We start from the raw sequence: 22,443 nt of genomic DNA, 5'->3' as shown, positions 1-22,443 counted from the left end.
TCCAGACCAATTCCGGGCGATCGAATAAATCCGTCGTGTCGTCCGGTCGTCTTCAACCCACTTGAACAAGGTCCCTTACATGAATCTTTCTCAGCGTCTCGCTGCAGAGGTATTCGGCACGTTCTGGCTGGTGCTCGGCGGGTGCGGAAGCGCCGTGCTGGCCGCCGCCTTTCCGGGCCTCGGCATCGGCTTTGCCGGTGTCGCACTTGCCTTCGGCCTGACCGTGCTGACGATGGCATTCGCGATCGGACACATTTCGGGCTGCCACCTGAATCCGGCGGTGAGCGTCGGCCTGACGGTCGCCGGCCGCTTCCCGGCGCGCGATCTCGCGCCGTACATCGTCGCGCAGGTGGTCGGCGCGACGCTCGGTGCGTTCGTGCTGTACCTGATCGCGACCGGCAAGCCGGGCTTCGACGTGGTCGGCAGCGGCTTTGCGACGAACGGCTTCGGCGAACGCTCGCCCGGCCACTACGCGCTCGGCGCGGCGTTCATCTGCGAAGTCGTGATGACGGCGTTCTTCCTGTTCGTGATCCTCGGCGCGACCGACAAGCGCGCGCCGGCCGGCTTCGCGCCGATCGCGATCGGCCTGTGCCTGACGCTGATTCACCTGATCTCGATTCCGGTCACCAACACGTCGGTGAACCCGGCCCGCTCGACCGGCCCCGCGCTGTTCGTCGGCGGCGAGGCGATCGGCCAGCTGTGGCTGTTCTGGGTGGCGCCGATCATCGGCGCGGTACTCGCAGGGATCATTTACCCGCTGGTCGCGGGGCGTGACAACGCCGTCGACCTGCTGCCGGCATCGGCTCGCACAAGCGAATAAAACACTACGGGGTCACGCGAGCAGAGCAGCGAGCCTCACGCTGTCCAAGAACACGAGGCAAGCAATTTCGACGGGCGCCCTTGGCGCCCGTTTTTCATTTCCGCCCGGGAAGCGCGCCTGAGCAGGGCGCTCAGGAAGCGGCGACGTTGCCCTCGAGCGAGAACAGCGTGCGCAGGTGGCGGGCGACGCCCGCGTCGAAGTTGTTGCCGATCCGCGGGATGTGCGGCAGCCGCGCGACCAGGTCGGGATTTGCGTTGTTCATCATGAACGCGTGACCGGCGGTTTCAAGCAGATCGATATCGTTCATGTTGTCGCCGAACGCGATGCAGTGGCCGGTGTCGACGCCGAGCCGCGCGAGCACCGTGCGCAGCGCGCGGCCCTTCGACACGTTCGCGGTCATCACTTCGAGACAGTCGGGCAGCGAGTACGTGACGTACAGCGCATCGCCGAAACGCACGCGCATCTGCTCGGCGACGACCGCCAGATCGGCCGGCTCGCCGATATACAGCACCTTCGCGATATTGGCGCCGTCGTGGGCGGCCATGTCGATCACGTCGTACCGGAAGCCCGAATCCTGGTGGAATTCGAGCAGGTGCGGCGCATCGCGGTCGATCAGCCAGCCCTGGTTGGTGAACAGGTTGACGATCACGCGGCCGTGCGCGCCGACGACGTCCGGCTGCACGAGGCCACGGACGATCGCGGGATCGATGTCCTGCGCGTGGATCATCGTGTCGTCCGGCGCATGCACGCGCGCGCCGTTCGACGTGATCAGGTACGGCCGGATGCCGAGCACGTCGCGAATGCCGGCGACGTCCGCGTAATGGCGCCCCGTGGCGATCACGAACTGCAGGCCGTCGCCGTCGAGGCGGCGGACGGTGTCGATCGTGTACGGATCGAGCTGGTGGTCGCTGTTCAGCAGGGTACCGTCGAGATCGGTGGCGATGACTTTGTACATGGGACGGAAGAATGGCGCTCAGGGCTCTGCGGAACGGCCATTTTAACGTCGTGCCCGATTGCGCGCCGGACGGTTCCCGGTCGAGCGCCGCCTTCGGCCCTGCTTCAGCGCATCGTCAACCGCCTTCCACCGCCTTCAGCCACCCTCCGCCGCCCGCAGCGCCTGCAGCGCGAGCCGCAGCGCGCCGTGCGCGGAATCGTCGAGCGGCGCGCGCAGCCGCGCGGCGTGGCGCGCCGGCACGGCCGGTGCGAGCGCGTCCGCCAACCCGCCGCACAGCGCGACCGGCAGTGCCTGCTGCGGATCGAGCGCATCGATCATCTTGCCGATCTCGTCGCCCGCCTGCGCGATCAGCGCGCTCGCGACCGGATGCGAGCGGTGCGCGAACACGATCGGCGCGAGGCGCGCGTAGATCGTCTGGTTCGCATCGCACGACCACTGGACGAGCGCGTCGCGATCCTGCGCGCCCGTTTCCGCGAGCAGCGCGTCGGCGAATGCATCCCGCGGCACGCGGCCGTCGAGCGCCTGTTGCGCGTACGCGAGCGCGCGCACGCCGAGCCACGCGCCGCTCGCCTCGTCGCCGGACGGAAAACCGAAACCGCCGGCGATGCGGCAGGCGCCGGCCGCATCGAGCGCCGCCGCGATGCTGCCGGTGCCGAGCGCGACGATGAGCCCCGGCGCGCCGCCGTGCGCGCCGACGACGGTCGTATAGGCGTCGCTCTCGACCGCGAGCGCACCGAGCGGCGCCTGCGCGCGGAACGCGGCGAGCCACGCCGCATTGTTGACGCCCGCAAGCCCGCAGCCGAGCGCGCACTGCGACCATTCGAACGCGAAACCGGCTTGCGTGAATGCGTCCGCGCAGGCCGCGCCGATCGACGCCCACGCGCGCTCGATACCGAGACCGAGCCCCGACGGGCCGCCGCGCCCCTGCGCGAGTTCGCGCCCTTGCCGGTCTGCCAGCACCGCGCGGGTGCCCGAGCCGCCGCCGTCGATGCCGATCGCAAAAAGTAATGCCGTCATGCCTTCATCCCGCTGATTCGAACAGGCGCCAAGCTTAACCGGATCGGCGCCGTGCGCCCATCTGCCGTTCGGCCGGCTATCCCGTGAAAAGGGCTTCCGCTATGCTGGCGCGATCGAATCGACACTGAAAACGAGGCTGACGATGTCGCAGCGGTGCAACTGGGTGAAGACGGAAGCGGACGCTCACTATCACGATACCGAGTGGGGGCGGCCGTCGCACGACGATCGCCACCTGTTCGAAATGCTGATCCTCGAAGGCGCGCAGGCCGGGCTGTCCTGGTCGACGATCCTGAACAAGCGCGCGGGTTATCGCGACGCATTCGCCGATTTCGATGTCGACACCGTCGCGCGCTTCACGCCGAAGCGCATCGAAAAATTGCTGGAGAACCCCGGCATCGTGCGCAACCGCGCAAAGGTCGAATCCGCGGTGAACAACGCGCGCGCCGTGCAGCGCATCCGCGACGAGCACGGGTCGCTTGCCGCGTTCCTGTGGTCGTTCGTCGGCGACACGCCGGTCCAGAACGCGTGGCAGTCGTACCGCGACGCACCCGCGTCGACCGAGCAGTCCGACGCGCTCAGCAAGGCGCTGAAGGCGTACGGCTGCAAGTTCGTCGGTTCGACGATCTGCTACGCGCTGATGCAGGCGACCGGCATGGTCAACGATCACGAGGTCGATTGCCCGTGCCACGCGCCGTGCGCGGCGCTCGGCGGCAAACAGCCGGCACGCCGGCGCAAGGCGGGCTGACGGCGCCGGCCCCCGCCGGCCGCCCACCCATCGCCCCTGCCCTGCAGTTGTCCCGCCGTCCGCTTACCGCGCGGTGCGCGACGACGCCGGCACGACTGCCCGTGTGCTCCGCGCGGCCCGCACGCGCGCGCTGCGCTTCTTCACCCAGATGCAGATGCCCGTCACGCTCAGCATCGCGATGACGACGCCGAGCACGCTCACCGCGACGCGGCCCGCGACGCCGGCGATCCGCCCCGAGTGCAACGGAAACTGCGCCTGCATGAACAGGTCGCCGGCCGAGCCGCGGCCCGGCACCTGGGCGGCGACGGGCTTGCCGGTCACCGCGTCCCAGTAAAGCCACGCATTGCCGAGCCCGACGTCGCCGTGGTCGTTGCCGGGCGTGAAGAACCCGACCGCATAGACATTCATCGCCGGCGCGAACAGCAGCGCGCCGGGCGGCGCGGCGATCCCCGCGTCGCGCCCGGCCGCACGCGCGATCTCGACGATCCGCTCGCGCGGCAGTACCTTGCTGCCCGGCGGCGCGGGCGGGAAGTGCTCGGGATTCGTGTAAGGCGTTTCGGCGAGCGGCGAGAACAGCGACACGAGCGGTCGCACGAGCGGATTGCCGAGATTCATCGAGATCGATGTGACCGCAACGACAAGCAGCAGCCCCCACACCCAGACGCCGCCCGAGCGGTGCAGGTCGAACACGAGCGGATAACCGCCGCGCCGCACGCGGAACGCGAACGACTTGCGCCAGCTTTTCAGGTTCGGAAACGCGAGCACGAGCGCGATCAGGCTGTCGAGCGCCCACACGATGCCGACCACGCCCATCACCCAGAATCCGAAGTTGATCCCGCCGTACTCGGGCAGGAACAGCGAGTAGTGCAACCGGTAGATGAACGGCATCAGGTCGAGCCGCGCGACCGATAGCGCCCCCCATTCGCGGCGGCCCTGCACCGCACCGGTCGCGGGATCGACGGCGATCTGGCTGAAATCGAGCGCGTGCGGCCGGCCGGTCGCCGGATCGGTGCGCGGCATCACGCCCGCCTGCAGCGTGTGCCCCGGTTCGACCGCGAGCGGCAGGTAGGTCACCTGCACGCGCGGGTCGGCGGCCTCGATGCGCGCCGCAAGCGCGAGCGGCGCAAGCGGTGCCGCGCCGCTGTGGGCGACGTAGAAATCCGGGTTCAGCGCCGCATCGAGCTCGTGGTCCCACGCAATCAGCGCACCGGTGAGCCCCGCGACGAACAGGAACAGCGCGATGGCCAGGCCGAACCAGCGATGCAGACGGACGAGAAACGGTCGCAGGAACGCATTCATCGCGGGCACAGCAAACGGTAAGCGGGCCGGCACGAGCGGCGGCCCCGATTCGGCGGGATCCAGGTCATTTGAGGTCAGGCGCCGCACAAGAGCCGGCCCCCCCCCAGGCGAGGCCGAATGCCCTTGCGCACGGCATGGAAGTGTTGCGCGTTCGACGGGTGTCGTTACGATGCGCGGCATTTTAATTCAATGCGAATGATTCTTGTTTTCGTTATTGCTCATTCGCGATGATTGTCGGCTTCGCCCGCCTTCCCGCTCTCCCATGCTGCCTGGTCGCCGCCCTCGCCAGCTTCTCCGCGTCGCTCGCGTATGCGGGCGATTCGCCCAGCGCGGCTGCGGCTCCAGGCCTTTCCCGGCCCCCAAAAGCAAAACGGCGGAGCGGCTTCTTTCGAAGCACACTCCGCCGTTTCGCGGCGAACCAGAAGACGCTCTTAGTGGAGCTTCTTCGGCAGCATCTGGCTGCGCAGGCGCTTGTGCAGGCGCTTGACGGCTGCTGCCTTCTTGCGCTTGCGGACTGCGGTCGGCTTTTCGTAAGACTGGCGCTCGCGCAGTTCAGCGATCAGGCCGTTTTTTTCGATAGCGCGACGAAAGCGGCGAATCGCCACTTCGAACGGCTCGTTTTCTTTCAGAAGAATCGTCGTCATGTCGTTCCTAAATTGCTTATACGGTCAAAAACGTAGCGGCCAAGCGCCACGCACCGGCCATCCGAGCGTCCCCACAACAGGCGAAACGAGCGGAAATACGGCCTCGGAGGCCGGAAAAGAGAGGCGGAAAGCACCGCGAGTACGCTTCACAACCGCGTGCAGCGCCGCGTTTGACTGCCAGCAAACATGCCGAGAACGGCAAAGGCGTGACAGAAAATCTCAATTCAGCCCGCCATCATATCAGGGAATCACAGACAAAACCATCCTTTTGTCGATTCCGTGTGCACAGCATTGTCACTCCGTCGGCAGGCCGGTCTCTGCCCCCGTTAACCGGGCCGTACGGCCGGACCCGTCAGAAATGACAAAGAAGGATAAAAAATCGGGCCGAATCTCAACGCGCCCCTCAAGTTTTGTTTTGGTACGCCGAAATCCTGCTCTGAGGCGGCCAGCAATGAACGAGTGCTTCCGCCGACGCCAAAACGGCTTTCCAGGGCTTTCGGCTTAAACAGGAGATTTTCCATGCTCGGAATTAACAGCAACATCAACTCGCTGGTTGCACAGCAGAACCTCAACGGCTCGCAGAACGCCCTGTCGCAGGCAATCACCCGCCTGTCGTCGGGCAAGCGCATCAACAGCGCAGCGGACGACGCAGCAGGCCTCGCGATCTCGACCCGGATGCAGACGCAGATCAACGGTCTGAACCAGGGCGTGTCGAACGCCAACGACGGCGTGTCGATGATTCAAACGGCATCGAGCGCACTGTCGTCGCTGACGAACAGCCTGCAACGTATCCGCCAGCTGGCCGTCCAGGCGTCGACGGGCACGATGTCCACGACCGACCAGGCAGCACTGCAACAGGAAGTCGCGCAGCAGATCCAGGAAGTGAACCGTATCGCGTCGCAAACGACGTACAACGGCACGAACATCCTGAACGGCAACGCAGGCATCGTGTCGTTCCAGGTTGGCGCGAACGTCGGCCAGACGATCTCGCTGGACCTGAGCCAAAGCATGTCGGCCGCACAAATCGGCGGCGGCGTCGTGCAGACGGGCCAGACCGTCGGCACGGTCACGGGCCTGAGCCTCGACTCGACCGGCAAGTACACGTCGTCGGGCGCAGCGATCACGGCTGTCAACGTGACGTCGGACGGCAAGGGCGGCTTCACGTTCACCGACCAGAACGGCACGGCGATCACGGGCGCAACGGCATCGGCAATCTTCACGACGTCGGCCGGTACCGCATCCAACGGTGCATCGGTCACGCAGATCACGATCAGCTCGAGCGCAACCAGCACGAGCATGTCGGCAGCATCGCTCACCGCGATCACGAACGCCGTCGCGCAGATCAACGCCGTCAACAAGCCGGCAACCGTGTCGGGCCTCGACATCAGCACGGTCAGCGGCGCCAACGTCGCGATGGTGTCGATCGACAACGCACTGCAAACGGTGAACAACCTGCAAGCAGCACTCGGCGCAGCGCAAAACCGCTTCACGGCGATCGCAACGTCGCAGCAGGCAGAATCGACCGACCTGTCGTCGGCACAATCGCAGATCACCGACGCGAACTTCGCGCAGGAAACCGCGAACATGTCGAAGAACCAGGTGCTGCAACAAGCAGGCATCTCGGTGCTCGCACAGGCGAACTCGCTGCCGCAGCAGGTCCTGAAGCTCCTGCAGTAATCGCGTAGCAACCCGCGGCCGGGCCTCGCGTAACGCGAGGCCCGGCCGCAAGCACTTGGCGCGCGGGGCCTTGCCCCGCAGCCAGGTCTTCACCCAGAATCTCACGGATCATCCGCCGCACGGAGCAATACGATGTCGACGATCAATTCCGCCGTCACCGCCGCCAACAGCTCGGCCAACAGCCAGTTGCAACAGGCTGCCCAATCGATCATCAGCGGTTCGACCGGCAACTCGTCGATGGACGTCAACTCGCTCGTGACGGCACTCGTCAATGCGAAGACCGCCGGTCAGGCTGCCGCGCTCAGCGCGCAGCAGAGCAGCGACAACACCCAGATTTCCGCGTACGGCGCCCTTTCGGCCGCGCTGAGCGCACTGCAGGCCAGCCTCACGACACTGTCGAACGGCTCGCTGCAGAACACCTTCACCGCAACTGCAAGCGGCACCGGCGTCACCGCGACCGCGGGCGCCGGCGCCGTCGCCGGCAGCTATTCGCTCGGCGTCACGCAGATCGCGACGTCGCAATCGTTGTCGTCGGCCGCCTTCGGTTCGTCGACGGCGCTCGGCACCGGCACGATGACGCTGTCGCTCGGCAGCCAGTCGTTCACGGTCAACGTGAACAGCACGAACAACACGCTGTCCGGCATCGCCGCCGCGATCAACAACACGACCGGCAACCCGGGCATCGTCGCATCGGTCGTCAACGGCAGCGACGGCGCGCACCTCGTGCTCAGCTCGACGCCGACCGGCGCGGCGAACACGATCAGCGTCGCGCTCAGCAACGTGTCCGGCGACAACGGCCTGTCCAGCCTCGGCGTCACGTCGACGGCCAGCACGACGGGCGGGCAGTCGACCTTCACGTCCGCGAACAGCGGCGCCGCATGGAAGCAAAGCACGGCCGCGCAGGACGCCGCGTTCACGATCAACGGCATCGCCGGCACGAGCGCGAGCAACACCGTGACGAGCGCGATCACCGGCGTCACGCTGAACCTGACCAGCGCCGCCGTCAATGCGAGCCAGACCCAGACGCTGACGGTCGCGGCCGACACCAAATCCCAGGCCGCCGCGATCAACAACTTCGCGACGCTGTACAACACGCTCGTCACGACGATGGGCTCGCTGTCGAGCTTCACGTCCGGCGCATCGTCGCAAGGCCCGCTGCTCGGCGACTCGACGCTGAACACGATCAACAACGCACTCGCGTCGATCGTCGCAAGCGGCGTGAACGGCAGCGGTGCGAACGGCAGCGGCGCGACGGTCAACCTCGCGTCGATCGGCGTCACGCTGCAGGCCGACGGCACGCTGCAGGTCAACAACACGACGCTCAACTCGGCACTGCAGAGCAACCCGTCGGGTGTTGCGACCCTGTTCAACTCCACGAACGGGATCGGCCAGCAGTTGACGACCAACATCACGAACTACACGCAGGCGAACGGACTGATCGCCGCGCGCACGAACGCGCTCACCAATGATCTGAAGAGCGTCACGCAGCAGCAGTCGAACCTGTCGGACTACGTCGCCCAGCTGACCACCCAGTATCAGGCCCAGTTCACCGCGCTCAACACGCTGATGGCGACGATGAACAGCAACTCCCAGTACCTGACGCAGCTGTTCGGCGGCGCGAACAGCGCCGGCGCGATGTCGAACAACAAGAGCTGATCGCTAGCCGGACAGGAGAGTCCAGATGGAACAGACCGAACTGATTGCGCAGATCGACGCACTCACCGATGCGATCGAACATGCGGCCGCGATGGCCGACTGGACCGAGGCGGTGCGCCTCGTCGATGCGCGCTGGTCGCTCGTCGCGATGCTCGCGGCCGTCCAGCAGCCCGACGGCATCGCCGCGATCCGCCGCATGCAGACCAGCAACGAGCGCATCTTCACCGATGCGCAACGCGCGCAGCAGGAACTGACCGACGAATACCAGGCGGCGATGAGCCGCGTGCAGGCCGTCGGCCAGTACCAGGCCATCGCGAACCGCTGACGCGCCGCCGGCGCCGCGCGCGATCGCGCGCACCCACCCGACAACAAGAACTACACGCTGATGTGAGGGCGTGCTCGTTCGCCTCCGCCCGCCTCGTGCGGGCGTTTTTTTTTGCGCCACCGGCCGGGGCGCCCGTGCCGCGGCCACCCGTTCAATCGGCCAAACTGACCGGGCTTTTACCGTCACCTCGCGGCATCGGCGCGGCGGCACGCTACCGATAATGGTATCGACCGACTCTCCGCAGATTTCATCATGCTCTCGTTCGAACTGTCCGCCTCCGCCACGCTTACGCCCGAACAGCAGCTTGCGCAGGACATCGCGCTCGTCATGGACAATGCGCTCGAGCGCCAGCGCAGCGGCGCTTTCGACGACGCGCGGGCGCTGTACGAGGCGATCCTCGACGCGGTACCGACCCACGCGGACGCGCACTACAACCTCGCGGTGCTGCTGGTCGATACGGGCCGCCCGGCCGATGCGGTGCCGCATTTCGAAGCCGCAATCGGCGCGAATCCGGCCAACGGCTACTACTGGGTCAGCTACATTCACGCGCTGCATCGCAGCGGGCAGACGCCCGCCGCATGGATCGCCGTCGAGATCGCGCAACAGCGCGGCGTGCGCGGCCCCGCGCTCGACGGGCTGATTGCACAGATGGCGATGCCCGACACGGTGCTCGCGACTGCGGCGGTGGCAGCCGCGGTACCGAGTGGTGTCGAGCTAGCCATCATCGCGGAAACCGCCAACGGTACGGCCGTGCACCACGACGCCGGCAAGCCGGTCCGCCGCGCGAGTCAGAATCTGCTGCAGAAGCACGCGGCATTGTTCGCCAAGGGCAAGTTCGCGGAAGCCACCGCGCATGCGCAACGGCTTGTCGCCACGTATCCGGACGACGGCGCATGCTGGCGCGCGCTGTCCGCGTCGCTGCACAAGGACGGTCGCTTCGCGGAGATGATCGACGCCGGCCTGCGCACGGTCGAATTGCTGCCGGACGAAGTGCTCGTGCGCATCCTGCTTGCCGATACGCTGCGCGTGATGAGCCGTCTTGCGGAAGCCGACGAACAGTGCCGGCGCCTGCTCGAACTCCAGCCGGACCACCCCGAGGGGCTGCGGATCCAGGGCCTGGTGCTGTTCGCGCTGCGCCGCACGGATGAAGCGATCGCCGCCTGCCGGCGCGCGGTCGAGCTCGCACCCGGCCACCCCGCCCCGAACGGCACGCTCGGGTTCGTGCTGCTCGAAATGGGCGCCACGCAGGAGGCGCTCGGCTGGCTGCGGCGTGCGATCGAACTCGACCCGACCGACAGCGTGACCCACAGCAGCATGCTGTTCTGCATTGCGCACAGCAGCGATTTCGGTCCGCAAGCGCTCGTCGACGAACACCGCAAGTTCGGCCAGCGTTACGACAGCCACAAACGCAAGCGTACGGCCGGTTTCTCGAACTCACGGGATCCGGCGCGCCAGTTGCAGATCGGCTTCGTGTCGGGCGACCTGTTCGGCCACGCGGTCGCCTCCTACGCGGTGCCCGTGATCGAGCATCTCGCGAACGATCCCGGTATCGCGATGCACTTCTATCACAATCACGTCGAGGAAGATCAGACGTCCGAACGCTTCAAGGCCCACGCGACGAACTGGCGCAACGTCGCCGGCATGAGCGATCAGGCCTTCCTCGAGCGCCTGCGCAACGACCGGATCGACATCGTGATCGACCTGTCGGGCCACACCGGCCGCAACCGGCTCGTCGCGCTGGCGCAGCGCGCGGCACCGGTTCAGGCGTCGTGGATCGGCTATCCGGCCACGACCGGCCTCGCCGAGATGGACTACTACCTGACGGACCGCTTCGTCGCACCGTACGGCGCATTTGAAGACCAGTTCGTCGAGCAGATCGTGCGGCTGCCCGCGATCGCGCCGTACATGCCGCCGCCGAACTGTCCGCCGGTCAACCTGCTGCCGGCGCTGCACAACGGCTATACGACGTACGGCAGCTTCAACCGCCTGAACAAGCTGAGCCCGCACGTGATCGAAGTCTGGACACGCGTGCTGCACGCGGATCCGACCGCGCGCATGGTGCTCGGCGCGATCGGCAACGAAGGCGACCAGCGCGCGCTGACCGAATGGTTTGCCGCCGCGGGCATCGAGGTCGGCCGCCTGACCTTCCACCGGCGCTCGAACATTCCTGTCTACATGCAGCAGCATCACGGCGTCGATCTCTGTCTCGACACGTTCCCGTACACGGGTTCGACGACCACGCTGAACTCGCTGTGGATGGGCGTGCCGACCGTGACGATCTCCGGCCCGACGCTCGCCGGACGAGGCAGCGCGGGCTGGTTGCAGCACGTCGGACTCGACGCGTACATCACCCATGGCGAGGACGAGTTCGTCGCGAAGGCACTGGCCCTCGGCCGAGACACCGCCGCGCTGCAGACGCTGCGCACGGGCCTGCGTGCGCGCTGCTTGCAATCCGCCGCGTTCCAGCCGGCCATCGTCGCGGCCGGGCTGTCGTCGGCGCTGCGCACGATGTGGACCCGCTGGTGCGCGGACGAACCCGTCACTGCATTCGACACGCCGCTGTTCGACGACACGGCCACCGCACAGGCCGCGGCCGAGGCCTGAGCTCCACGCGTCACCGAGAGAGATCACCATGACCGCCAGCCTGCCCGCGTCGTCCGTCGCGCAACTGCCGCACGAACGCATCTACGTCACGCAGCCGCACCTGCCGCCGCTCGAGGAATTCCTGCCTTATCTCGAGAAGATCTGGGAGAGCCGGACGCTGACCAACGGCGGCCCGTTCCACCAGCAGTTCGAACGCGCGCTGTGCGAGTATCTCGGCGTGCCGTACCTGTCGCTGTTCGCGAACGGCACGCTCGCGCTCGTCACCGCGCTGCAGGCGCTGCGCATCACCGGCGAGGTGATCACGACGCCGTACTCGTTCGTCGCAACCGCGCATTCGCTGCTGTGGAACGGCATCAAGCCGGTATTCGTCGACGTCACGCCCGGCACGCTCAATCTCGACCCCGCGCGCATCGAGGCGGCGATCACGCCGCAGACCACCGCGATCCTGCCCGTGCACTGCTACGGCAACCCGTGCGACGTCGACGCGATCCAGAAGATCGCCGACAACTACAACCTGCGCGTGATCTACGACGCCGCACATGCGTTCGGTGTGCAAAACGCCAGCGGCAGCGTGCTCACCCACGGCGACCTGTCGGTGCTGAGCTTCCACGCGACGAAGGTGTTCAACACGTTCGAAGGCGGCGCGATCATCTGCCCGGACGCGAAGACCAAGCAGCGGATCGACCACCTGAAGAACTTCGGTTTCGTCGACGAAGTCACGGTCGTCGCACCCGGCATCAACGGCAAGATGAGCGAGATCAACGCCGCCTTCGGGATGCTCCAGCTGCAGCACATCGACGGCGCGCTCGCACGCCGCCGCGAAATCGACACGCTGTACCGCACGCTGCTGGCCGACGTGCGCGGCATCCGCTGCGTGCCGCTCGGCGGCCAGACCGTCGCGAACCACGCGTACTTCGCGATCCTCGTCGACGAAGACTATCCGCTCGACCGCGATGCGCTGTATCAGAAGCTGCGCGACTACGACGTGTACGCGCGCCGCTACTTCCATCCGCTGATTTCGGAATTCCCGATGTATCGCGGGCTGCCGTCCGCCAACCGCGACAACCTGCCCGTCGCGTCGGAAGCCGCGCGCAAGGTGCTGTGCCTGCCGATCTACCCGGCACTCACCGACGACATGGTCCGCCGTATCGTCGAGCTGATCGCGCACTGACGCGCGGCGCCTACAGGTAACGCTCGCCGGCCGCGCGCGCGCGGATCCGGCGCGCCGGATTGCCGTACGCGACCGTGTACGGCTCGACGTCGCGCAGCACGATCGCGCCCGCGCCGACGACGCTGTGCTCGCCGACCGCGATCCGGTGCCGCAGCATCGCACCGAGGCCGATCGCCGCGCCCCGGCCGATCCGGCAGTTGCCGCCCGTGACGACGCCTGGCGCGAGGCTCGAGAAATCCTCCATCACACCGTCGTGGTCGAGCGACGCATTCGTGTTGACGATGCACCCGTCGCCGATCGCGCAGCACGGATTGATCACCACGCCGGCCATCACGACCGTGCCCGCGCCGATCGTCGACGCCTTGCCGATGCGGGCAGCCGGATGCACGGCCGACACGCACGGCAAGCCGGGCACGAGCGCCGCGAGATCGGCCGTCACGTTCGCGCGTGCGTGGTTGTCGCCAATGGCGACCAGCAGCCCGGCGATCCCGTGCACGGCGATCAGGTCCGGCAGGTCGCGCTCGGTGCCCAGCACCGGGTAGCCGAGCGTCTCCTCGCCGCGGGGCCGGAACGCGTCGATCAGCCCGGCGATCCGGTACTGGCCGGCCTGTTCGACGATGTCGATCACGACCTTTGCGTGACCGGACGAGCCGACGATGACGATGTTTTCCACGAGGGCCTCGATTGATCTGAAATGCGGAGGCGGCATAACCGCGTTCCCCGCAGTATGCCGGGTCGCCGCGCCTGCGCGGCACGCGCCATCTGGTCAGGCGGTGCGCGCCGTTTCGTCCGCCGCCGCGCGACGGACCGCGAAATGCGCCGCGAACGCCTCGCGCATGCGCTCGGCCATCCGGATCCAGTTGTCGTCGCGCCCGCGCCGGAACAGCCGCACCGTGCCGGGATACCACGGCGAATCCTCGCGGTCGTGCATCCAGCGCCAGTCCACGTCCTGATTCGGCAGCAGCACCCAGCAAGGCTTGCCGAGCGACGCGGCCAGATGCGCGGTCGACGTATCGACGCACACCACGAGATCGAGCTGGGCGACGATCGCGGCCGTATCGGCGAAATCGTCGATCTCCGAGCCCAGATGCAGCAACGGCAGGCCGCCCGGCGGCTGGCGCGCCTCATCTTCGCCCTGCCCCTTCTGCAGGCTCACGAAGTTCACGCCCGGCACGCTCCACAGCGGCGTCAGCAACGCGAGCGACGGCAGCGAGCGGTGCGCATCGTTGTGATGCTTCGGATTGCCTTTCCACACGAGCCCGACGCGCGGGCCGGCCGGCAGCGCATCGAGGCGCGCGCGCCAGCGCGCGACGCGAACCGGATCAGCTGCGAGCCGCACCGGCGGCGGAATCGTGTCGAGCGTCGTGCCCACGTGCATCGGCGCGCTCAGCAGGCTCGTCCAGTAGTCGAATTGCGCGGCGCGCGCCATGGCCGCGTCGTGATCGAGCACTTCGTCGACGCCGTCGACCGTCTCCATCAGCCGATGCAGCGCGGGCTGGCACGCGAACACGACGCGCGACGCGTGCCGTGCGCGAAACTCCGCGAAATAACGACTGAACTGCAACATGTCGCCCAGGCCGTCCTCCTGCCAGACGAGCAGCGTCTTGCCGGCAAGCGGCTCGCCCTGCCACTGCGCACACTGCAGCACCTCGCGCGTCCGGCGATGCACGAAGGCCGACTGCTCGTAGCGCGATTCGTAGCGCCGCCAGCCTTCCTCGAAGCGGCCGAGGCCGAGCAGCAGCGTCGCCAGCCCGAAACGCGCGTCGTCATAGTCGGCGCGCAGCTCGAGCGCGCGGCGGTACGCGCGTTCGGCGTCGTCGTGACGACCGGCATGCGCGAACGTCGTGCCGAGGTTGTAGTGCACTTCGGCCATGTCCGGCGCAAGCGCAAGCGCATCGGCGAACGCGGCCATCGCCTCGTCGTGGCGGCCCTGCGCACGCACGACGCAGCCGAGATTGTTGTGCGGCTGCGGCAGGCCGGGGCGGCAGCGAATCGCGTCGCGATAGGCCGCTTCCGCTTCGGGCAGGCGATCGAGATTCTGCAGCGCGACGCCGAGGTTGTAATGCGCTTCCGGGTGGTCCGGACACAGCGCGAGCGCCTGCCGGCTGGCTGCTTCCGCTTCCGGCAGCCGCTGCATGTCGACGAGGATCGCGCCGAGATTCGCATGGGCGAGCGCGTGGTCGGCACGCACGGCAATCGCGAGCCGGTAGGCGAGTTCCGCCTCGGCCGGCCGGCCGAGGACGCGGAGCACATTGCCGAGATCGGTCAGCACGTCGGCGGACTGCGGCTCGATCAGCAGCGCCTGCCCGAACGCCTGTTCGGCTTCATCGAGCCGGCCGAGCGCTTCGAGCACCTTGCCGAACCGGTGATGGTGCGACGCGTGCAACGGCGTGACGGACGCGAGCTGCCGGCGCACGATCGCCTCGGCTTCCGGCAGACGCCCCTGCGACACGAGCAGCGCGCCGAGGCCGTCGTACGGCGGATCGAACGTCGGCATCGCGTCTATCGCGCGCCGCCACCAGGCTTCCGCGTTGGCCAGCCGGTTCAGGCCGAGCTCGCAGACGGCCGCGACGTGCAACGCCGCGATCGCCGGCGCCGGCCTGTCGAGCAGCGGCGCGACGAGAGACAGCGCGTCGGCGAACCGTCCGTTCTGGCACAGGGTCGCGGCGTGTTGAACCAGCGCGGATTCGTCGGAAGCAGGCGTCATGTCATGCGGCGATGCGCGATGCGCATCGCGAAAGACGATCAGACGGGGGCCGCTGCGGCGGCCGGACGCCCGGACTGGCTCACCGCACGGTCCTTGGCCTCCTTGAGCGCCGCGAGCGTGTCGAGCGCACGCCCTTCGTCGGCATCGAGATCGACCAGAAATGCGTCGTTGTTCTGCTTGATCCAGTCGAGCGGCATGTCCCACCACGCGAGCTGCAGCAGTTGTTCGCGCACTTTCTCCGTGAAGCGGAAACGAACCAGACGGGCCGGCGAGCCCGCATAGATCCCGTAAGCCTCGGTGCGGAAATTGGGCGGAACGACGGCCCGCGCGCCAATCACGCATCCGCTCTCGATCTGGCTGCCGCCCAGGAACAGCGCTTCATCGCCGATCCAGACGTCGTTGTGGATCACGGTATCGGCGTACTGCGGCATCGACGCATTGGTGAGGCCGTTGCCGTAGATGCTGAACAGCGTCGTGGAAATGGTCCGGATCTCGTGCTGACCGTTCAGCAGGAATCGCAGGCGCATCCCGCCGGCCACGTTCTTGCCGATCACGAGTTTCTGCTCCCCCTGGTCGTACTTCGCGATCGAGCCCACGCCGAGCGTCGAGCAACGGCCGATATGAAAGGTGCCGACCTGGGCCTCTTCGTCGAGCCAGTTGCGGAAAAAGTTGTTCGGAATAGCCGAAAAGGCGCTATCCCGGTAGCCCAGCACGATGAAATGCTTCGCCCACGGATGGTCGGACAGCACGCCAATACAATCGTCGGAGGTCGTAACGTTCATTTGCGGTCGCAAGTATGCCGGCGCAGCATCTCGATGCAGAGACTGCTCGGTACGGGACTGGGAAACGACGCGGCACATCGGCCGCGATCCTGGACGATGCAGTATAGAAAGCGTGCGGCAACGATCGACAATGAATAAGAACGGCGTTCTGACTTCTGTTCCGTCGATGGGGGTCGGGGATCCCAAGTTGACCGGATGGTCCCGCCCCTCAGTTGCTCGACGAGCACCCGCCGCAACTGCTCGAGCTGCATGAGCTGGAACTGGAGCTGCACGAACTCGACGAACTGCAACTCGACGACGAACAGCTGCTGTCCGACGAGCTCGAACCGCCGCCGGTCCTCACCGCTCCGGCCCCGAACAGCGGCGGCGCCAGCACGATGCCCGAGTACGCGGCCCAAGCGGTACCGGCCAGCGCGCCTGCGCCGAACAGTGCGGCGGTCCACAACAGGTCGTCCGCCGCCGCGCGCTCGCCGTTGCGCGCGTCGGGCGTGCCGGCGGCATCCCGCACCACGCCCGCGTCGTGCACGGCGCGCGCATCGTGCGAGATCCGGCGGGCGACGAGCGCCGCCTGTCCGGCGGCCGTCGTCCCGCCCTGCCCGAAGCCCGTCAGGCGCCGCACGAGAATCCGGTACGCAATCGCGAACACGGCCATGCAAATGACGAGCAGCAGCACCGGCCGACCGCGGCTCAGCCCGACCGCGAGTTTCGCGGCGCCGGCGCCCAGCACGAGCAGCACGATCGCACGGGCGGCCAGCCGCGACGCTCGCATCTCGCCGGGTGCCCACAGCCAGCCCTGTGCACGCAGCCCGTCGGCCAGCTCCTGCGCATACCGCGCGAGCCGCTGGCGAAACGCGCTGTAGCGCACTTCGCCGTCCGGCTGCTCGCTCAGCCACGAACAATGGTCGTCGTACGGGCCCGCGCGCTGCAGGTCGCCGATCTTCACATACGCGCCGTGCTTCGGGACGGTTCGCAATTCGACCGCGCCCGCATGCGCGAGCGACATCGTCACGACCTGCGCGAGCCGCGCTTCGCCGCCGGTGAGAAAGGCGGCTTCATCGACCGTCAGTTCGTCGGACGTCTTGCGGGTGCGCTTGCCCCAGCGCCGCCACCGGTACTCGATCCATTGCAGGCCCGCGATCAGCAACAACGCGACGACGCAGGCCGGCACGTAGAGCGCGAGAAACTGCGGCCCCGTATAGTTCAGCACGTCGAAGTCCTGCGCCGATGCGCAGGTCGCGGCGACGCTCGCGGCGGCCGCCAGCCACACGAGTTTCGGCAGCCGGTTGCGCCAGGTTCTGCCGGCGGGCGGGACGGACGGCGGGTCCGCTTCTTCCGGTCGGCCCTCAGCCGGCAAGGCCGAAACCGGCGATTCGGATGCGGCGGGCTGGCCGGCGAGCGGCGGCCAGATCGACTCGGGCGGCTCGCAGCCGAACAGCCGGCGATAGCTGTCGAGCGTGTCGCGATAGCGCTGCGCGTACACGGCGGCCTCGTCCGGCGCACCCGTGCCGGGCATGTGATGCAGCCGCGCGCGCAGCACGCCGGCACAGAAGACGTCCCAGTATTCGAGCGTGTACTGGAGATGGAAATGCCAGGCGGCATCGACCGCGACCGACGGCGTGACCGGGTGCCCGGCCGCTTGCGCGAGAAACGCGAAGCGCTTGTATTCGTCGATCACGGCCAGCGCGTGCGCGTGCGACCAGCCTTCCGCGTCGGCGAGGCGTCGGCTGTACGGCAGCGGCGCGTTCGGATCGTCGGGGGAATAGTCTTGCAGACGCGCGAACAGTGCCTGCTGCGCGTCGGTCAGCGCGCGGGTATCGACTGCGATCGAGGTAGACGGAATGGCAGCCATCGGGAGTCGGCGCGATGCGCGGACGGCCGCCGCGATCGACGCTTGGAGTGGTCGTTGCGGACGATTCTCGCACAGCGGCGTGGCGGCACGACACGGCCTCGAGCACTTTCGGCAGGTCGAGCGAGCGACAGCCACCAACCGGCCGGGACGTTACTGCAAGCGGGAAAACGACGATGTGGCGAAACCGCCGAGAACCTGAACAGGCATGTTTTGGCGCACCCGGCTGGGATCGAACCAGCAACCCCTGCCTTCGGAGTTTTATCCGCACGCCACAACCCCTTACAAATCAATGCCTTGCGCAGCTCGCAACTTGCAAAATCAAGGCTAATCAAGGTCAATCAGGGCTATCCAAGCTCGTCCACACTAAAATTTCACTGTCCTTTGATCAAAGCATGGTGACGCAGTTCGTGGCGCTTAATCCCAACCACCATACCGTCGCAACATGTGGCCAGGATGACCTTACTGTTTAGTCGAGCGGCTGGACGCTCGCGACCGCGCCTGACGTATGCAAATGAATATTAGTCACACGCCAACGCGGCGGCTGCCGTCAGCGAAAGTGCGCATCGTTGCATCCGATTGTGCCAGCTCGCAGATCGTGAAATATACTTCTAGACAGCTCGTCGTTGAGACCATGAGCTCAGAGGGCAGGAAGTAGAACCGCTGCGAACACATACTGAAAATCGGGGGAAAAAGCGTGTCCTGGACAGCAAACGCGAAGCCGACAAAAGAGTTTTTTATCAATATGATCACTCGCGACATTGGTCTAGACGAGTGTATTTTTGATTTGCTCGACAATAGTATAGATGGCGCGAAACGAGGAACATCAAATGATCCCGCAAAGCGATACGCTGGATTTCACGCCAAAATAATCATAAACAAAGATCAGTTCATCCTCACAGACAATTGCGGCGGCATCAGTTTGAACGACGCCGTAAATTATGCCTTCCACTTTGGAAGACGATCAGACGCCCCACCAACAGAAGGCCAATCCATCGGCCTATATGGCATCGGCATGAAACGGGCCATTTTCAAAATGGGGAAGGACATCAAAATCAAGTCCGCCACCGAATTGAAATCCGCCGAGGCCTTTCAAACACACATCGTAGTAGACAATTGGGCAGCTACCGATGATTGGGATTTCACACTCAATCAATGGGATGCAGATTTTGTTGGAACCGAAATCGAAATTAAGTCCCTAAGAGAGGGCACGTCATCCGAATTTTCCGACGAAATGTTTTTAAACAAACTTCGGAGGGATATTGGCAAATACTACTCATTTATCATTCAAGATGGATTTGAAATATTTGTTAACGGAAAGATTGTTGCCGCCTACGATTTTCGCCTGCGCCACAGTAGCGAAATTGCCCCAATCTCTCTCTTATATTCTGACAACGTCGACACTGACGTAACCGTGCGAATTACAGCAGGTCTCGCCGGGGCAATTCCTGACGATGTTTCAGATCCCGAACTAGGCGTAAAGGATGCCGAGTATTGGGGTTGGTTCGTCGTTTGTAACGACCGAGTCGTACTCGCAGGCGACAAGACTGATAAGACAGTCTGGGGAGATTCAGGGTTTGCAGTATGGCATCCGCAATATAACGGCTTTATGGGTATCGTCGAATTTAGTTCAAGTTCACCTCGAAAGCTTCCGTGGACCACAACCAAGCGCCAGATCGACGACACCACGCCGATCTATCGTCGAGCCGTCGTAAAGATGAAAGAGGCAACGCGCACGTTTACTACATACACAACCGCGAGAAAAGCTGACCTCGATAAGGCTCGACAGTCCGAAATTGCTGCGCCGCTGACGCCCATTCGCAACCTCGCGACTCAGCCTGCAATGAAATTGCCAGTGTTTCAATCGCCAAATGCAGTGCAAATGGCGACTATTTCATTTCAACGTCCCAAAAAAGAAGTGGCTCGAGTGGCCGAATCGCTCGGCAACAAAAATATGACCAACAGACAGGTTGGTTTAGAAACGTTTAAGTACTATCTGGAAAATGAAGTCGGAGGCTCGGATGGCCTCATTTGAGTCTGTTAACTATACGCTGCGACTTAATAAAAACGTTGAGCGGAAGCTGATGTTTGAGGCGCTGCAATGCATCGGCCATAAGATATCGCTCATTGATTATCAATATATCGGCATGGGATCGATGTGGTTTGTTGATTTGATAATGGCCCACCGCCTTCTCCACATCCAAGACCTCATCTCACTCGAACACTCCGACTACGCCGATCGTGCAATCTTCAATAAACCGTACAACTGCGTGCAAGTTGTGCCCGGCGACACATCGACCCTACTCCCGACATTAGATTGGGGGAAAAAAACCATCATTTGGTTGGACTATGACACTGGAGTCTCCGGGCCACTCTTCGACGACTTAACGATAGTCGGAGAGAAAATAAATGCCGGATCGATAATAATGATTACCGCCAAGGCACACATCGGCGACCTTCCTACGAAAAAGGAAGATGGATCGGAGTTTACTCGACGTGAGGCCATGGAGTATACGCTCGGACAATATATCCCGCAGGACATGCAACCTGTAAAAGCGAGTCAGTATCCGGAGATCCTCGGACGCTCGATTTTCGTCGCCCTTCGCAGCCACCTCCGCGTGCGCTCTGCTGGCTTATCCCTCCTTCCTATTTTTCATTTTTATTATAAGGATGGGGCACCTATGGTCACGGTTGGTGCGATTGTCTTGGATGAAACACAAGGGTATCGCGAGCTCGTCGAATCAAGCGGAGTATTCTCTCGCTTCCCTTACTTCACTGGTGAGACGCAATATACGATCAAGGTTCCCCCACTTACCCAAAAGGAAAAAATGGCCCTCGATAATATGATGCCTTCGATAAGCGCCCCCAAAGAGCTTTTGGTAAAAGCAAAGTACGGATTTTCAATTGATCAAGAATTACTCGATAATTTTTTCCAACTTTACCGAGCGTATCCGACCTTCAGTGAACTCACGATATAGCGTTAGCGCAATTTCCTCTTAATCGCCGCCAACACTGACTCCGCCAATAGGGGACTCACACTGTTCCCTATCTGGCGGAATGAATGCCACTTCGTCGGATGAAACGTAAACCAGTCAGGAAAGCCCTGAATCCGTGCTGCCTCGCGAGGAGTAATGACGCGTGGGGATCCATAGTGAATCGGACGCACGGCCTGAAAGCTTCCACGTTCGGCACCCGTTCCGGCCCGAAGGGTCGGACAAAGTCCGTCGCGGCTTAGACGCATCGCCCTCGAAACCGGATCTTTCGCGCCTGGACGGAGCTTTCGAAATCGCTCGACGGTCGCCTCTTCATGAACCGTGCCGAAACAACCCGAAACCTCTCCCTTTGCCGTATATCGCTCCAACGCCGTTGGCTCTCCGACGTTATCGGGGACCCGCTCTTGAGCACTCCGGTGAAAAAACGTGTCCGGCAGCCGTCCAATCCGTCGCCACGACTGCTGCTCCGTACCCCAGTCAGCCCGGACCGACGGCAATCCCGCGAACGCGTCTCCGACCGTCGTGGCAATTACCTCTGCTCCCGGGACAAAGATATCCCCATTCAGATCGTCCATTTGCATAGGATCGAAGCCCACGAAGAAGCAGCGCTTTCGCGTTGTAGCGGCACCGAAGGTGCTTGCGACGAGCAATGTCGGATCCAATAAGACGTAGTGTCTAGGAACACGGGCAAGCGCCGCCTGCACAACGTCAGAATTTCGCTCCGCTAGCACACCCGGCACGTTTTCGGCGATGAAGAACGCCGGTCGAATTTCGCTTACAAGACGGAAGAAATGCCCCAACAGTTGATTGCGGGGGTCGGCTGCATTCTTCTTACCAATTTCGCTAAATCCTTGGCATGGTGGTCCCCCAATCAGTCCTGACACTTCACCGGCGCGCAGATCGCACTGTTGCAGCAGCGCAGAGCCAGTGAGAGACCCCACATCAGCGTCAATGTGACGTGTGCTCGGGAAATTTAGCGCGTGAGTTGTGACCGCGATCCGGTCCAGCTCGACTGCCCCCGCCACCTCAAAGCCGGCGCGAGCAGCCCCGAGGCTAAGCCCGCCAACCCCTGCAAACAAGTCGATTACTTTTGGTTTATGCACAATCAAGCCACGCTATTTGGATGGGTGGCATCTTAATCGATTCGTTTGTGTTCGTCGATCGCGGCGTCCGGCAAACGCCGGCTGGTACTACGTAACAAC

General features: G+C 64.6%; 19 protein-coding genes. 9 read left to right on the top strand and 10 right to left on the bottom strand.

Features of this window, described 5'->3' with window-relative positions:
- Positions 1–79 precede the first annotated feature (79 nt).
- A complete protein-coding gene (gene aqpZ / locus H3H55_RS00850) occupies positions 80–820 on the top strand; it encodes an aquaporin Z (RefSeq protein WP_129513444.1) in 741 nt (246 codons plus the stop codon).
- 130 nt (positions 821–950) lie between these two features.
- Here aqpZ and H3H55_RS00845 read toward each other — a convergent pair whose 3' ends face one another.
- Together H3H55_RS00845 and H3H55_RS00840 are read right to left on the bottom strand one after the other, a co-directional pair.
- Positions 951–1,775 carry a Cof-type HAD-IIB family hydrolase gene (locus H3H55_RS00845; protein ID WP_129513443.1) on the bottom strand — a complete coding sequence of 275 codons (825 nt, stop codon included), beginning with the start codon at positions 1,773–1,775 and terminating at the stop codon, positions 951–953.
- 135 nt (positions 1,776–1,910) lie between these two features.
- Entirely contained in the window at positions 1,911–2,792 is an 882-nt protein-coding gene (locus H3H55_RS00840) for a BadF/BadG/BcrA/BcrD ATPase family protein (RefSeq protein ID WP_193097437.1), read from the bottom strand.
- 142 nt (positions 2,793–2,934) lie between these two features.
- On the opposite strand from H3H55_RS00840, the gene H3H55_RS00835 reads away from it, so the two are divergent.
- The gene (locus H3H55_RS00835) at positions 2,935–3,537 is read left to right on the top strand and encodes a DNA-3-methyladenine glycosylase I (RefSeq protein WP_193097436.1); all 603 of its coding nucleotides are present in this window, start codon (positions 2,935–2,937) and stop codon (positions 3,535–3,537) included.
- 63 nt (positions 3,538–3,600) lie between these two features.
- Here the strand turns inward: H3H55_RS00835 and H3H55_RS00830 are convergent, their stop codons facing one another.
- From H3H55_RS00830 to H3H55_RS00820, 3 genes are all read right to left on the bottom strand, one after another.
- Positions 3,601–4,836 (bottom strand): PepSY-associated TM helix domain-containing protein, encoded by a 1,236-nt coding sequence (locus H3H55_RS00830; protein ID WP_193097435.1) that lies wholly within the window; start codon positions 4,834–4,836, stop codon positions 3,601–3,603.
- A gap of 431 nt (positions 4,837–5,267) precedes the next feature.
- Positions 5,268–5,480: a 30S ribosomal protein S21 gene (gene rpsU, locus H3H55_RS00825; protein WP_006401410.1), complete on the bottom strand. Its 213-nt coding sequence runs from the start codon at positions 5,478–5,480 to the stop codon at positions 5,268–5,270.
- Between the two features lie 326 nt (positions 5,481–5,806).
- Positions 5,807–6,001, bottom strand: a complete 195-nt coding sequence (locus H3H55_RS00820; protein ID WP_193097434.1) for a hypothetical protein — start codon at positions 5,999–6,001, stop codon at positions 5,807–5,809.
- Here H3H55_RS00820 and H3H55_RS00815 point away from each other — a divergent pair.
- The 5 genes from H3H55_RS00815 to vioA all read left to right on the top strand — a co-directional run bounded on the left by H3H55_RS00815 (position 6,000) and on the right by vioA (position 12,913).
- Positions 6,000–7,157 (top strand): flagellin, encoded by a 1,158-nt coding sequence (locus H3H55_RS00815; protein WP_129513439.1) that lies wholly within the window; start codon positions 6,000–6,002, stop codon positions 7,155–7,157. The two genes, H3H55_RS00820 and H3H55_RS00815, sit on opposite strands and share 2 nt — an antisense overlap.
- Positions 7,158–7,289: 132 nt before the next feature.
- Positions 7,290–8,813 (top strand): flagellar filament capping protein FliD, encoded by a 1,524-nt coding sequence (gene fliD, locus H3H55_RS00810; protein ID WP_193097433.1) that lies wholly within the window; start codon positions 7,290–7,292, stop codon positions 8,811–8,813.
- Between the two features lie 25 nt (positions 8,814–8,838).
- The gene (locus H3H55_RS00805) at positions 8,839–9,138 is read left to right on the top strand and encodes a flagellar protein FliT (protein WP_129513437.1); all 300 of its coding nucleotides are present in this window, start codon (positions 8,839–8,841) and stop codon (positions 9,136–9,138) included.
- A 252-nt stretch (positions 9,139–9,390) separates the two neighbouring features.
- On the top strand, positions 9,391–11,742 hold the full coding sequence (locus H3H55_RS00800; RefSeq protein WP_193097432.1) for a tetratricopeptide repeat protein: 2,352 nt from the start codon (positions 9,391–9,393) through the stop codon (positions 11,740–11,742).
- Between the two features lie 28 nt (positions 11,743–11,770).
- The gene (gene vioA, locus H3H55_RS00795) at positions 11,771–12,913 is read left to right on the top strand and encodes a dTDP-4-amino-4,6-dideoxy-D-glucose aminotransferase VioA (RefSeq protein WP_193097431.1); all 1,143 of its coding nucleotides are present in this window, start codon (positions 11,771–11,773) and stop codon (positions 12,911–12,913) included.
- A 10-nt stretch (positions 12,914–12,923) separates the two neighbouring features.
- On the opposite strand, the gene H3H55_RS00790 is transcribed toward vioA, so the two are convergent.
- The 4 genes from H3H55_RS00790 to H3H55_RS00775 all read right to left on the bottom strand — a co-directional run bounded on the left by H3H55_RS00790 (position 12,924) and on the right by H3H55_RS00775 (position 18,251).
- Positions 12,924–13,586 carry an acetyltransferase gene (locus tag H3H55_RS00790; RefSeq protein WP_193097430.1) on the bottom strand — a complete coding sequence of 221 codons (663 nt, stop codon included), beginning with the start codon at positions 13,584–13,586 and terminating at the stop codon, positions 12,924–12,926.
- Positions 13,587–13,679: 93 nt separating this feature from the next.
- Positions 13,680–15,620, bottom strand: a complete 1,941-nt coding sequence (locus H3H55_RS00785) for a tetratricopeptide repeat protein (protein WP_193097429.1) — start codon at positions 15,618–15,620, stop codon at positions 13,680–13,682.
- A gap of 38 nt (positions 15,621–15,658) precedes the next feature.
- Positions 15,659–16,402, bottom strand: coding sequence for an acetyltransferase (locus tag H3H55_RS00780; RefSeq protein ID WP_193097428.1), 744 nt, complete (start codon positions 16,400–16,402; stop codon positions 15,659–15,661).
- Positions 16,403–16,610: 208 nt separating this feature from the next.
- Positions 16,611–18,251, bottom strand: coding sequence for a TIGR04222 domain-containing membrane protein (locus tag H3H55_RS00775; RefSeq protein ID WP_193097427.1), 1,641 nt, complete (start codon positions 18,249–18,251; stop codon positions 16,611–16,613).
- A 694-nt stretch (positions 18,252–18,945) separates the two neighbouring features.
- Here H3H55_RS00775 and H3H55_RS00770 point away from each other — a divergent pair.
- Together H3H55_RS00770 and H3H55_RS00765 are read left to right on the top strand one after the other, a co-directional pair.
- Positions 18,946–20,283, top strand: a complete 1,338-nt coding sequence (locus H3H55_RS00770) for an ATP-binding protein (protein ID WP_193097426.1) — start codon at positions 18,946–18,948, stop codon at positions 20,281–20,283.
- Entirely contained in the window at positions 20,270–21,226 is a 957-nt protein-coding gene (locus H3H55_RS00765) for an O-methyltransferase (protein ID WP_193097425.1), read from the top strand. The genes H3H55_RS00770 and H3H55_RS00765 overlap by 14 nt, the downstream gene beginning before the upstream one ends.
- Before the next feature lie 2 nt (positions 21,227–21,228).
- Here the strand turns inward: H3H55_RS00765 and H3H55_RS00760 are convergent, their stop codons facing one another.
- On the bottom strand, positions 21,229–22,344 hold the full coding sequence (locus H3H55_RS00760) for a DNA cytosine methyltransferase (protein ID WP_319022285.1): 1,116 nt from the start codon (positions 22,342–22,344) through the stop codon (positions 21,229–21,231).
- Between the last annotated feature and the right edge of the window lie 99 nt (positions 22,345–22,443).

The sequence above is a fragment of the Burkholderia sp. Z1 genome, assembly GCF_014893795.1.
Taxonomy (GTDB): domain Bacteria; phylum Pseudomonadota; class Gammaproteobacteria; order Burkholderiales; family Burkholderiaceae; genus Burkholderia; species Burkholderia theae.
Note: the sequence above shows the minus strand (reverse complement) of the source record. Positions and strands in the feature narration are given on the sequence as shown.